The 12,890-nt window shown below is 39.6% G+C and carries 10 protein-coding genes; 5 read left to right on the forward strand and 5 right to left on the reverse strand.

Annotated features, from left to right (window positions below; all coding sequences use genetic code 11):
• Positions 1-17: 17 nt before the first annotated feature.
• Positions 18-1,262 carry an alkaline phosphatase family protein gene (locus tag AAEY99_RS00105; RefSeq protein ID WP_351008409.1) on the reverse strand — a complete coding sequence of 415 codons (1,245 nt, stop codon included), beginning with the start codon at positions 1,260-1,262 and terminating at the stop codon, positions 18-20.
• A 794-nt stretch (positions 1,263-2,056) separates the two neighbouring features.
• Here AAEY99_RS00105 and AAEY99_RS00110 point away from each other — a divergent pair.
• Complete coding sequence (locus AAEY99_RS00110) at positions 2,057-3,625, forward strand: putative bifunctional diguanylate cyclase/phosphodiesterase (protein ID WP_351008411.1); 1,569 nt, start codon at positions 2,057-2,059, stop codon at positions 3,623-3,625.
• A gap of 194 nt (positions 3,626-3,819) precedes the next feature.
• Here the strand turns inward: AAEY99_RS00110 and AAEY99_RS00115 are convergent, their stop codons facing one another.
• Positions 3,820-4,695: an alpha/beta fold hydrolase gene (locus AAEY99_RS00115; protein ID WP_351008413.1), complete on the reverse strand. Its 876-nt coding sequence runs from the start codon at positions 4,693-4,695 to the stop codon at positions 3,820-3,822.
• A 403-nt stretch (positions 4,696-5,098) separates the two neighbouring features.
• Here AAEY99_RS00115 and AAEY99_RS00120 point away from each other — a divergent pair, with 403 nt between their 5' ends.
• Together AAEY99_RS00120 and AAEY99_RS00125 are read left to right on the forward strand one after the other, a co-directional pair.
• On the forward strand, positions 5,099-5,842 hold the full coding sequence (locus tag AAEY99_RS00120) for a sulfite exporter TauE/SafE family protein (RefSeq protein ID WP_351008415.1): 744 nt from the start codon (positions 5,099-5,101) through the stop codon (positions 5,840-5,842).
• Between the two features lie 127 nt (positions 5,843-5,969).
• Positions 5,970-6,599, forward strand: coding sequence for a flavin reductase family protein (locus AAEY99_RS00125; protein WP_351008416.1), 630 nt, complete (start codon positions 5,970-5,972; stop codon positions 6,597-6,599).
• Positions 6,600-6,679: 80 nt separating this feature from the next.
• On the opposite strand, the gene AAEY99_RS00130 is transcribed toward AAEY99_RS00125, so the two are convergent.
• Both AAEY99_RS00130 and AAEY99_RS00135 read right to left on the reverse strand, forming a co-directional pair.
• Positions 6,680-7,246, reverse strand: coding sequence for a porin family protein (locus tag AAEY99_RS00130; RefSeq protein WP_310734185.1), 567 nt, complete (start codon positions 7,244-7,246; stop codon positions 6,680-6,682).
• Positions 7,247-7,594: 348 nt separating this feature from the next.
• Positions 7,595-9,130 (reverse strand): peptidoglycan-binding domain-containing protein, encoded by a 1,536-nt coding sequence (locus AAEY99_RS00135; protein WP_101085045.1) that lies wholly within the window; start codon positions 9,128-9,130, stop codon positions 7,595-7,597.
• Between the two features lie 570 nt (positions 9,131-9,700).
• Here AAEY99_RS00135 and AAEY99_RS00140 point away from each other — a divergent pair.
• Entirely contained in the window at positions 9,701-10,690 is a 990-nt protein-coding gene (locus AAEY99_RS00140; RefSeq protein WP_351008419.1) for a phosphotransferase, read from the forward strand.
• A gap of 219 nt (positions 10,691-10,909) precedes the next feature.
• A complete protein-coding gene (locus AAEY99_RS00145) occupies positions 10,910-12,061 on the forward strand; it encodes a GGDEF domain-containing protein (protein ID WP_182743827.1) in 1,152 nt (383 codons plus the stop codon).
• A gap of 80 nt (positions 12,062-12,141) precedes the next feature.
• Here the strand turns inward: AAEY99_RS00145 and AAEY99_RS00150 are convergent, their stop codons facing one another.
• On the reverse strand, positions 12,142-12,645 hold the full coding sequence (locus AAEY99_RS00150) for a glycine cleavage system transcriptional repressor (protein ID WP_182743826.1): 504 nt from the start codon (positions 12,643-12,645) through the stop codon (positions 12,142-12,144).
• Between the last annotated feature and the right edge of the window lie 245 nt (positions 12,646-12,890).

The following is a 12,890-nucleotide window of genomic DNA, read 5'->3' on the forward strand; positions in this document are numbered from 1 at the left end:
TACGCCACGCGCTAATATTATCTCGAGTCGGCCAATAGTGGCGATAATACCGACAATCTTCCATCAATGGGTTCGGTTATGGTTAACCCTAAAATATCAGCAATGAGTGGATACAAATGAATGTTTTCAGCATAGTCGACTGTCACATGATTAAATGCCGGCCCTTGAGCGTACAACACTGTGTTCATGTCGCTGATGACACTGGCATCATAACCGTGCTTGCCTATTACGCCAGCCCTCGCATCGGTGCTAGTAATGTAATGTTGATTACTGATTAATATTGCATCACCAATTGACGGATTATTGTTAAAGTGCAAAGAAGCGGGAATATCTTGTTGGCGATAAAATTGCAAACCAGGCACTTTTTGGGTTAACGCTTTTAAGGCATCTAAATCTTGTTGCTTATTCTCACCAGTGGCTGTGACTAATGAAAAAGCCGCATCGTTATTAAAGCTAAATCTAGCTTTTAACGCTTTATTACCCGCAAACAATTTATCGGTATACAGACGTTCAAATCCTGCAACATTCGCCATACCATGATCGGATGTAATAATCACATTAACCTTAAAAGGTAAGGCTTTTATTCCCGCTAAAAGCAGCCCTACAGCTTGGTCAACTTTCTGCACCGCTTGATAGGTGTTTGTAGACTCTGGGCCAAAAAGGTGGCCTGCGGTGTCTACATCTGAAAAGTATAACGTTACAAATTGTGGCCGCTGATCTTCGGCTAAATTAAACCACTGCAAAACCTGCTCGACTCTTTCATTGTTGGGAGCATTGTCACGATAAGGCAACCAATAATTTGGTCGCTGACCAGCAATTTTAGCTTCTGAACCTGGCCAAAAATAGGTGGCACTTTTTAATCCTTGCTGGCCCGCTAATGACCATAACGGCACCCCATGGTAAAAGCGGCCGTCAGTGACCGCTTGTTTAATATTCATGGCATAAGGCTGTTGCAAAACATGATTATAAAATCGATTTGACACTATGCCGTGATGAGCGGGGTAAAGGCCTGTCACTAAGGTGATGTGATTAGGAAACGTCACTGTCGGAAACGACGGCTTAAAACGAGTGATTGTGGCAGCGTGTTTAGCAAAATCAGTAAGGTGATTAGGGCTATGCAAGCTGTTGTAATCGTATCTATAACCGTCAATAGACACGAGTAATACATAGGGTTTTTCTGGTACTGCTGCTGTAGTGTTAGCTGATAAATAACAGCTCAATAAGCTAGTAAGCAATCCACATATAATAGCAATGACACGCATGATGATTCCCCATGATATATAAATATTAATGATATCAAATGAATATGACAATTTTATTGATTTTGATTCTATATTTATCAATATATAAAGCGCTGTCAATATGATGTCTACACTACAAATAAACCATGCTAATGACATTCCAGTGGCATTAGTATTGAAGATATACCCACAATAATGGATTCACCGCAGAACGTATCAATCACATGGCGAATAACCTAGCCACCCAACCTTATTAATTCGAGAAGATAAGCGTGGATCACGTAACCAAGACATTCTCAATAGGCTCAGGACGAGTGCGTGCATATTTTAACGATGAGCAGATTAAACAAAATAGAAGTGAATTTATTGTGTGATAACGACCAATAAATCATCCAGTGCTTTAGTGTAGTAGCCCTGCATATTTAGCAGCTGTTGAGTGTTGAGTAAGCAAAAAAAGAAAGCACTCCTCATTAAGCAATATTAGGCCGCTTTACCAGTGCCATTTTTTGTCAATATCTCTATGTCGTATTCTTACTAAAGCGGCGAATAAGCAGTAACGGATGAAATAAAATAAGCTATTGATTTTATGTGGATAAACTAAATAACATTGCCTTGTTTAATTCAATATATTTTGCAATACCTGGTTATAACAACACTTAATTAATCCGCCTTTATACAGCCTCTCCCTTCAGCACTCAGTAAGAATTAAAGATAATTTGTTATTAACGAGTAAATGGCTGACGTGAAACAGGCGATATTAATATATAGTTATAAGATAACCAATATGTTATTGGCATCACAGTGTTGGAGATTGGATGAAGTTAGACATTCTAAAATCACAAACTCAGTCCAGCATGCTCATGAAAAAACGAGCTAGAGTTGATTTTATTGTTGGTACATTATTCGTGGTAATCATGGTCATTTTGTCTTTCGCGTTTAATGTCGAATTTGTTGAATCAGTTTATGAATTTACTCGTAGCCACGAAAGCTGGGAAATGGATGAGTTGATTTTTAGCTTTTTATGGATTGCATTAACTGCAACTATTTATGGCATAAGACGAGTCATTGACATTAAATCAATTAACAAAGAAATCACCTATCACGCGTATTACGATTCACTAACTGGTCTTCCAAATCGAACATTAGCGCTGTCTCAATTAGATAAATTACTGCAAAATTCTCATAGAACATCAACGAGTATTGGTGTCATTTTTTTGGACTTAGACGGCTTCAAGGATGTTAATGATTCATACGGCCATGAAGCGGGCGACATACTCATTAAAAAGGTGGGTGAAAAGCTAGCTTCGATTATAAGAAATGATGAGATAGTGGCTCGACTTGGCGGCGATGAATTTTTAATAATTGCAGGTTTTCCTCAAGGAACAACCAATATAGAGTCACTGATTAATCGGCTCTTTAAGTGTCAAAACGAACCATTTAGCATCAATAGTCGCAGCATTGATATGAGCTTCAGCATGGGTGTCGCACTTTCACCACAGCATGGTAACTCCGTTCAAGAATTATTAATTGCAGCAGATTGTGCAATGTATGAAGCAAAACGTAATAAACTGAATACAGCTTGTTACTATACCGATGAAATAGGCCAAAAAATCTCTGAACGCTATCGACTATCCGCGCAACTTAAGCTGGCCATTCAAAACGAACAACTATATTTAGTCTATCAACCTATCGCTTGCGCTGTGTCTGGAGCAATAGAGGGTTATGAAACACTGATACGCTGGAATTTGCAAGGAACACATATTAATCCAGAACTGGTTATTAACCTTGCTGAAGACATTGGTCTATCGGAAGACTTTTTTAAATGGCTGCTAAAAACAACGTTGGCAGAAGGAAGTCGGTTTTTAAAACGAGATCAATTTATCGCGATAAACGTATCAGTTAAACAATTTTTAGACGTAAATTTTCTGGTTAACACTCAAAAAATCATCTCTGCATTTGATCATATTAATATTGAGTTTGAGATTACAGAAAGCTCGTTAATCGCAAATTTTACAGAAACAACCAACAGAATTGACGCACTTAATACGATGGGCATTAAAGTCATGATTGATGATTTTGGGACAGGTTATTCGTCATTAAGCCGACTAAAACATCTAAAAGTAGACAAAATTAAAATTGATCGTGAATTTTTAAATGATGCTGTTAATGATAAAAAAAGCGCAGGGATTTATGAAAGCATTGTCGCACTTGCTCATAAACTCGATATTGATGTTGTTGCTGAAGGGGTTGAAACCAAAGAGCAGCTAGATTATTTACGTCAATTTAAGCCTATTTTTTTACAAGGTTATTTATTCCAAACACCTAAAATAAGCACTGAACAAACATCTGAAATTATCATTAAAGACATCATTTTACACACTTAGTACCTGTTCATTGCTCTTAAAGAAAAACAGATATATTACTGTAAATTATCACAATGGAGCCACCACCTAAAAATAGCCCAAAGTGCTTATTATCCAATGATAGATTTCGCTACATCCCCGTCTAGAGCTAACTGAATACTTCACCTTATTCGATGATATAACAGGCATTAATTTTACTGCCCCCTTTCACTCATCTACTTTGTACGACTTAACCTAAATTGCATATAGGCAGCTGTAATTCCATTGGCATCTTCGATTTGTGGGTAATGTCCCAGCGTAGACAGTTCGGTTACATCTGCATGAGGAATCAATTTACGATAATGATCGATCATGTGTTGACCAGAGATCGGATCTTTAGCTCCTGCGATCAACTTGATCGGTATTGCACTATTGATAATAGCCCCTACCCAACGTTCACGATGTTGTTTACGTTGGGTGATATAGCTAATGACTTTATGCATTACCGCGATACCATTATTGTGATTAAGCAATTGCCATAATGTGTCAATAACCTGTGGCGTAGGTGGTGTCGATGGCCCAAATATACCTTGTAAACTCGCGGCAAATTTTTGTTTACTCATTAGTTTGACTACCACGCTCCCTAATGGAGACAGTAGCAAGCTTTGAATAAGCAAAGGTTTGTGGGTTTCTGGGAACAAACCTCCATTAAGAAAACACACACTGTTGATGCACAATGTACTGCTGCCATCAAGTTGTCTTGCTAATAATTCTTGCGCGACTGTATCACCGTAGTCATGGGCTAAAATATGATAATGGCTAACGCCAAACTGCTGTAAAACAGCTTCATAAATATCGGCTTGCTGACTGATTAAATAATCAACATTTTTGGGTTTGTCTGAAAATCCAAAACCCAACATATCAAGAGTTACCACAAAATAGTGTTGAGTTAACTCATGCCACATACCTTCCCAATCCCAACTTGCGCTAGGGTAACCATGAATTAGCAATAACGCTGGTGCCGTTCTATCACCCGCTTGACGAGTAAAGATCTGCTGATCGTTAATAGACAAAAATTGCCCCTGCTGTTGCCACTCGCACAGTTCGATCATGACGATATTTTCCGCTAAATAATGAGTTTAGAAAACAGAATCACACATCATCCCCATATTGGCTAGTCTGTTTTTATGGAAATTAATCCATAAAAATTAACTTAATTACACTTAAATTAATGATAAATAGATACTTAAATTAGCCAGCATTTTTCGTTCCTTTAAATCATCACGAAAGTAGTATTCCCTTCTTATTGCGGTCTGCTAATTCTTAATCTAGTCATAAGCACTTAACCTCCTGCTAATTTCTTGCCTAATTAACGGGAGCGGGTGCTATGATTCCATCTCGTTTAACTTCAACCAAACGACATGTTCAGTTAACTTATTCATTTTCATGAATAGGCTATTAACCATCTGTTATTAGCCTATCCATTTTAACTGATTAACATCGCGAGGAACGTCAGTGTTAACAGATCCATTGTTTTGGTTAGTCGCTATTCCAGCGGTATTAATCACCGGGATGTCAAAATCAGGCTTTGCTGGCGGTGCAGGCGGATTAACCGTGCCTTTACTTGCCTTGGCCATTAGCCCAGCAGCAGCCGCGGCAGTGATGTTACCGCTATTGGTTTACATGGACTTTCTAAGTGTGCGCTCTTGGTGGGGAAAACAAAATACGACCCAACTGTGGATTTTGTTGCCTGCGGCCATTATCGGTATTGTGGTGGCTTATCTGCTATTTGATCAACTTAACGAGCAGTATTTACGCGGCTTATTAGGGGTTATTTCGTTAGGATTTGGTGTTTATGGTTTGACATTAGGAGAATGGTCACAACGAAAACCATCCTCTTTTATCGGCCGAGTTTGCGGCACAATTGCTGGCTTTACCAGTTTTGTTGCTCATGCCGGTGGGCCACCATTAAATGCCTATTTAATCCCGCTGCGTTTAGTTAAAACAGAATACTTAGGCACTGCGGTGGTATTTTTTGCAGTAGTGAATGCTGTGAAGTTAATTCCCTACAGCATGCTAGGACAAATTAACCTTAGTAATTTATTAATCTCTGCATCATTGGCGCCCATTGCCTGGATTGGGGTAAAACTCGGACTGCGCATTCAAGATAAGTTTGATGAAAAACAGTTTAAAAAAATCATCCTCAGTTTAATGATCGTGGTAGGTTTACGCTTATTGTGGACGGCACTGATACCATAATTGATGTGGTAATATTTATGTATCGCGTTGATTCATAAATTGAGCTATCAAATTGAGCCATCCAATTTAAATCATCGTAATATTTGATACCGCTATAACAAGCCCAACAATATAAATAAGGTAAAATATGAGTGCTGATAATCGCTATTTTTATGAACCCAGCAAAGGTCATGGTCTGCCACATAACCCACTTAATGCCATTATAGGCCCACGTCCCATTGGTTGGATTGCCTCTCGCAATGCTCAAGGCCAGCGAAATCTAGCGCCTTATAGCTTCTTTAACTGCTTTAATTACGATCCGCCAATTATCGGCTTTGCCAGTACAGGTTGGAAAGACAGCGTCGCCAACATTGTTGAAACTGGCGAGTTTGTATGGAACTTAACTACCCGCAGTTTAGCCGCGCAAATGAATCAAACCTCTGCAGCATTGCCCGGTGGCACTGATGAGTTTGAATTTGCTGGATTGACACCAATAGCAGGCAACATTGTTAAGGCTGACCGCATTGCACAAAGCCCGGTCAGCTTCGAATGCAAACTGTCGCAATGCATTCAGTTAACCGCAGCTAATGGTGACAAAATTGATACTTGGTTAGTGCTTGGTGAGGTTGTAGCTGTACACATTGAAAAACACTTGCTGAGCCCAGAAGGCATTTATCAAACAGCATTAGCTGAGCCTGTTTTGCGCGCAGGTGGACCATCGGCTTATTATGGTATTTCCGACGAACAGCGTTTCGACTTACATCGCCCGACTTTATAAGTATCTATACCAATCCTATGAAACAAATAAGGCTACCATTGGTAGCCTTAAATCACTTTAGAATCAGTTAAAGCTGATGATTAGAACTGGTAATGTAAACCCAATGCAATCTGTTCAATCTCAGCATCAATATCATCAATATAACCATATTCATCAATATCAAGATCACCTTTGCTCATATCGTAGCTTAAACGCAGGTTTAGGTGCTCAGTCAATGCAGCATTAATACCCACACCATAGGTAAAACCAATACCAGAAGCAGTAAAATCATCATAATAACCATCTACAACAACGGCCATTGATGCGAAACCCACTTTAACGAAACCCGAAAATGTCTCATTAAAATGCAGAGTAAATGTTGGTGTAAAGGTCAGCGCACCGGCAACAACATCAAAATCGTCTTCACCTACGTTGGCCGCAAAAAAATTGCTTTCTAAGCCAAACCAGTCATTAAACTGATAGCCACCGTAAACACCGAAGCCTGTTGCTGATTCAGAACCACTGGCATCATCTGAACCAAGTTCTGTTTTATTCACCGCACCACCAATATAAAAACCACTGCTATCTGATGTTGATAAGCTTGTATCTGTGTTGGCAAAAGCCGGAGTAACTAAAATCGCGCACAATATTGTGGCTAGAAGAGACATTTTGTACATCATTGTTCCTTAATGATATTTGAAAAAACGCAGAATAGTAGCATGTAATATTATTCTGTAAACAATTAATAATATTAATCTTTTAGGCTAGTTGATGTCGGTATCGTATTGACTTAATACACTATGATTGATAACGCAATTCTGCTTTATATTGGTACGAAATGAAGTGATTGACTCACACTATAGAAACAAAAGTTGGACAGGACTAACTTGATGATGTTGAAACTATTATCAGGGCGGAAATTTCAAGCTTCACAAATGTAAAACAAATAAAAACCCCAAGAGACAATCAACGTTCGATTGGCATTTGGGGTTTTATGTTAGCGATTAAACCGTAAGCTACAGGTTAACGCCTAATGCTTTTACCGTTTCGATATTAATGTATTTATCAGTTGGTAAGTTATTATCATTTTGGAAAGCATTTACCGCTTTAATGGTATCAACACCAACAACACCATCGATTTTACCTGGGTTATAACCCTTCGATGCTAACGCCTGTTGTAAATCGGTAATGGTCGAACGTGTCATGTTGGTTTCACATAAGATTGGACGCCATTCCATAAAGCCATCTTTATCGATACGGCTCAGCGAAACGGTTTCAAACTCTGCAGGCACTTCAGAACGCATCTCTTTAGCAGCAGAGACTAACTTAGTGACACTCATCGTTTCGTATTTTGCAGCAACATCTATGCGTTTAGTCGATGCAGGGCTTACTACGACACGGCGACTAACCGTTTCAAATTCAGCTGGCGTTTCTGTCAAACAGATCTTGTTACCCGTGCGAGTTGCTTTGGGATGTTCCTCGTTATGCACGTCATGCCAAACAAATTCAACATCAGCAACTTTTTGAGTTACCTGAATATTTTTATACTTAGCAGGAATTTGTGTGCGCACTTCTTTTGCTTCGCTCACTAATTCTTGTACACGTACTGTTTCGTATTCTGCAGGAATATCGACAGTGCGTGATGTAGCAGGTGAAACTAGCACTCGTTTTGTGAGTGTTTTATAAGTGGCTGCCACTTCAACTAAACACATGATTTCGCCAGTCGCTTCATCAATTTTCTGGATTGGGCCAACGCCTTTTTTCCAAATATTGTGAGCTGGTACGTCGACAACATCTTCAGTAACAGTCTCATATTGTGCTGCCACTTGCTCCATGCGAGTACTGGCTTCTTTAACTAAAATACGCTTCTCAATCCAACGAAATTCAGCTGGGAGAGTTTCAACCACATCATAGGCTTCAGCAATAAGAACCGACTCACCTTTTTGCTCATAACGTGCAGGCATGTAATGTTCATGGAAACACATACCAGCAGTTGCATTATTTAGGTTAATGCCGTGCTCTGTAGCCGCTTTTAGTAATTCAGCACTTGCAGGCGCACTGCCTTTACGTAGGTCGACTAACCATTGCGAACCCGCCGCACGAATTAACTTTTTCTCGGTCACAACATCATAAGTAGCTGGTAAGGCGACCATGTTAAAGCTAGCAGGTTGTACCTCAATGGTTTCAGTTACTTGCTGGTATTGTGCTGGCACAATACTCACGTTTTCACTAGCTTCCTTTACCATTAAAGTTTCGGTGTAATTTTCGTATGTAGGTTCTACCCATACACGCGCGTAACACTCACCTGGCTTAGCGTTAGGTGGAAGTAATTCGCCCTCTGGACTGGTTTTAACAACTAAAGCATCTTGCGCTTCTGCTTCACGCTTGGCGACCGCTTTCTCTCTTTCTAACAAAGCACTGTTTCGTTGCGATAATTCTTCAGCGTTATATACAGATACATTAGCGGGTTGTGACAAGTTACTACATGCAGTCAATAAAATAGCAGCAGAAATTGTACTCAGTTTGAAAATGGTTGTCTTTGCAGTTGCCATGATTACTCCTGGATAAATTTGGCGGATTTGATACTAATTTGTAAATATTTGTTACATTTTGAGAACAGGATACCGTCAATTTAATGACTATTCAACAACGCAGACTTAATTATCAAATAGAATATAAACAATAGGTTGTGTAAAAGCACAATGTTTCAGCCATTATATTGACTTTATTTTGAAGATAATCCAATCGTAATTGAAACAATTAAATGTTAAAAATATGTTTCAAAACAATTGCTAGTTCGATTATTAAAACAATCAAAAAAAATCATCGCCTAATATTTTTCAGCTTGTTTTATGAGCATTTCTAATAAGGGGCATTAATTTAGTTTTTTTCATTATCGTGAATGAATATTGATAAAAATACCCATGAAGATGTTTTATGGCAGCGACTGAGCTAAAAATGAAATGCCAATATAAAGATAAATCCGAACAGGATAATTTATCATCGAGGTATCAATAAAACAGAAGACAGCACGAATTAAAGAGATTAATAATGCAGCCTCATAAAAATGAATTCGAAATATTTGTTATTATTCACCCCAAAATCACGAATACTAGACACCTTTGTATATTCCAGACTATATTTTACAGCGTGTTAGCCTCGCAATTGATGCTTCGGCCTTAACTCATATTGAAGCGATTCAACCGCTTTGGGGTGGTTATGGTCAGTTATTTAGGGCTTATGTAACGGGTAAATCGTACTCGTCAGTGATTGTGAAATATATCTGTTTACCTCAACAGGAATCGCATCCTAGAGGTTGGAATACGCCACTGTCGCATCAGCGTAAATTGCAGTCGTACCAAGTGGAAGTGAATTGGTATCAGCACTATGCAAATCTTCATACACAGCAGAGATTCAGTCCTCTGCCGCGTTGTTTGTATGTAGACCAACAAGCCAATGAAACCCTGTTAGTGTTACAAGACTTGCATACCCTGGGATTTACTCAAGTAAGAAAAACCACCACATCTGAAACCGTACTCGCGTGCTTAACGTGGTTAGGGCATTTTCATGCTAAATACATGCACGTAGAGCCAAAAGGGCTTTGGCCTGTCGGCACATACTGGCATCTAGATACACGACCAGACGAGTTAGCCGCTTTAGCCGACAGCCCACTTAAGTCGGCAGCCCATCTCATCGACGATGCCTTGAAACAATGTCCATTTCAAACCTTGGTGCATGGCGATGCCAAATTAGCTAACTTTTGTTTTAGTCAGGATGACCATGCTGCAGCAGTCGATTTTCAATATATCGGCCAAGGTTGCGGCATGAAAGACGTGATCATGTTGTTAAGCAGTGTATTGAACTATCACGAACCAGAAGCGTTAATTAATGGCTATCTTAATCATTATTTTGCCGCGCTAACCCAAGGCCTAGCCGAATGTCATCCGCTAATCAATCCGCTTGAGGTACAGCAGGCATGGCGACCTTTATATTGTTTAGCCTGGGCTGATTTCCAGCGTTTTATTAAAGGTTGGAGTGTTGAGCATTTCAAAATCAACCTATATACCGAAGCGCTAACCGAGCAAGCGATAAAACAACTCACCACAGCTTAACGCTCATTATTGCTGATTAATTAACCACCTAAAGGCTATTATCTTATCCCAATTGGCTAAGGCTGCTATTGCCGTCTACAGTTGATAAACACTGTAGTATTTGTTGTCATCCATCGGTTATTTATTACCAACAAACACTGCAATCCTCTGTCTAATTCGAGTAAACATAGCTTCGTTTTGGGTTTGTATAAACAAAGCCATAAGCTAGGAAGTCACCATATGGAAAGTCCGTTTACGTATATTTTAATCACCTTGTTTTTTTCTAGCATTCTGCTGTCGATAATCTTTTTCATGACCTGGCAAACCATGGGTAAGCAAAAATATGCGTTGATGTTTTCTTTGTCTTTTTTAGCCTCGACTGTACTGTGGGCTAATAGTTTATTTAAAAGCCTATTTCTTTCTCATAACCTGTATTGGATGATCGGCTGCAGTGTATCCATGCTGTCGGTGGTGCTCGGGACATGGGGACATTGTTTACGCACTAACACTAAAATCCACCCTGCAACATTGCTTGGCCTAGGCGTATGTGGGATGGCGCTAACCTATTACTTTACTTATATTAGCCCACATCTAGGCTTAAGAATGTCGTTGTATTTATACGTTGATGTGCTGTTGTTGATGATCACTAGTGTGGTGATTATTAAGCATCGCACCAAATCACGGCCAGCCGAAATTGGTGCGTCGTTAATGCATTTCATATTTGCCATGTGCATATTTGTTGCAGCGAGTATCGCGCTATTCCAAGGTAAAGAGATGGATGTGGAACTTATCAAGCTCTACGCCATTGTTAACTTTACCGCCCTACCTGCGGCTTATGTTGGTATGTCAGTATTTGTGATTTATATGCTGGCTTCTGATTTGGCCGAAGAAATGAAGTTGCTGGCGATGACAGATTCATTGACTGATTGCTTTAATCGTCGGGGATTTTATAGCCACGCAAAACAAAAATTACTTGAGCTACAAAAGCAGCCGCAACATGCATGCCTCATTTACTGGGATATTGATAAGTTTAAAGCCATTAACGATCAGTTCGGCCATGCTGGCGGCGATCAAGTATTAATCAGCATTACCCAGTTAATTAAACAACATATAAAAAAAGACGACTTAATCGGCCGCATGGGCGGTGAAGAGTTTGTTATATTGATCGAGCGCAGCAATTATCAAGAGTCTATCAATGTTGCCGAGCGATTAAGAGCCATGATTAACCAAACACCTATTGTTTATTGCGGCCAGCAAATTAGCGTAACCGCCAGTTTTGGGGTCGTTGAACTCAGTAACCAAGACATAACGATAGAGCAAGCTATCGATCTCGCCGACAGTGCGTTATATCAAGCCAAAAGCAGTGGCAGAAACAAAGTGGTGTTTAGCTAACCTCCGTAAAGGATAACTAACCCTTTGTGAATCGAAGCCACTGCCTAAAACGATGAACGATTGCCCAGATTAAGAGAAGGTTAGTTAACTTCTATTCGAATATTATCGCTTAATGTTTCAAGCTGGGAAATTAACAGTGCGATAGTCACATTCTCCGGTAATCTTAATGTCAGCTTAGCGCTGTACACCGTTTTACCTAAACTAGTGACTTGTACACGGTAACATTCTTGGTGGTCTACGCTGACTTCAAGATCCGCTAAAATTTGATTCATGTCATGGGTTAAGCCTGAGCGATCATTGCAATCTAAAGTGAGTTTACATTCTGGCGATAGATGTTTAGCTTCATGATCGTACTCAGCGTAGACAAACGTTAATTGTGAAAACTGCTGTTCTAATGCTTGTTTTAACGCCGCTTCTTTATCGACATCTATCATTACCCGCATCATGGCCACAAATTGTCCGTCGAGTTTAATGACTTTACTGGTTTCCCAACTTGCGCCTATTTCACGGCTAACTTGAGCAAGTGATTGCAGAAGATTGGGCTTTAAAGTCCCTAATACAGTAGTGATAAACCTATGTTGCATATAACCTCCGATACCAATAAACCACAATGATGTTGGTATATTTAATGTGGTTTTAATTAAAGCCTAACTACAGACTAGCTATCACGCGAAAGCACGTCTGTGGTCTAGGACACAAATCAAACAAATGAGTTGTCATCAGCGACCAAACATAGCGATAGATTATGTCATCGAGCAGGTGAAAATGGTTGGTATAATGCTCAACGTTATAGCAGAAGAGAGCCGGAGTTAGTCATAAATTATTGACC

Origin of the sequence: Shewanella sp. S1-58-MNA-CIBAN-0166 (assembly GCF_040310085.1) — a bacterium.
Taxonomy (GTDB): domain Bacteria; phylum Pseudomonadota; class Gammaproteobacteria; order Enterobacterales; family Shewanellaceae; genus Shewanella.

Bases quoted from the DNA above. Each gene is read 5' to 3' on its own strand.
- AAEY99_RS00105 (WP_351008409.1), bottom strand. From the start codon at position 1,262: ATGCGTGTCATTGCTATTATATGTGGATTGCTTACTAGCTTATTGAGC.
- AAEY99_RS00110 (WP_351008411.1), top strand. From the start codon at position 2,057: ATGAAGTTAGACATTCTAAAATCACAAACTCAGTCCAGCATGCTCATG.
- AAEY99_RS00115 (WP_351008413.1), bottom strand. From the start codon at position 4,695: ATGATCGAACTGTGCGAGTGGCAACAGCAGGGGCAATTTTTGTCTATT.
- AAEY99_RS00125 (WP_351008416.1), top strand. From the start codon at position 5,970: ATGAGTGCTGATAATCGCTATTTTTATGAACCCAGCAAAGGTCATGGT.
- AAEY99_RS00130 (WP_310734185.1), bottom strand. From the start codon at position 7,246: ATGTCTCTTCTAGCCACAATATTGTGCGCGATTTTAGTTACTCCGGCT.
- AAEY99_RS00135 (WP_101085045.1), bottom strand. From the start codon at position 9,130: ATGGCAACTGCAAAGACAACCATTTTCAAACTGAGTACAATTTCTGCT.
- AAEY99_RS00145 (WP_182743827.1), top strand. From the start codon at position 10,910: ATGGAAAGTCCGTTTACGTATATTTTAATCACCTTGTTTTTTTCTAGC.
- AAEY99_RS00150 (WP_182743826.1), bottom strand. From the start codon at position 12,645: ATGCAACATAGGTTTATCACTACTGTATTAGGGACTTTAAAGCCCAAT.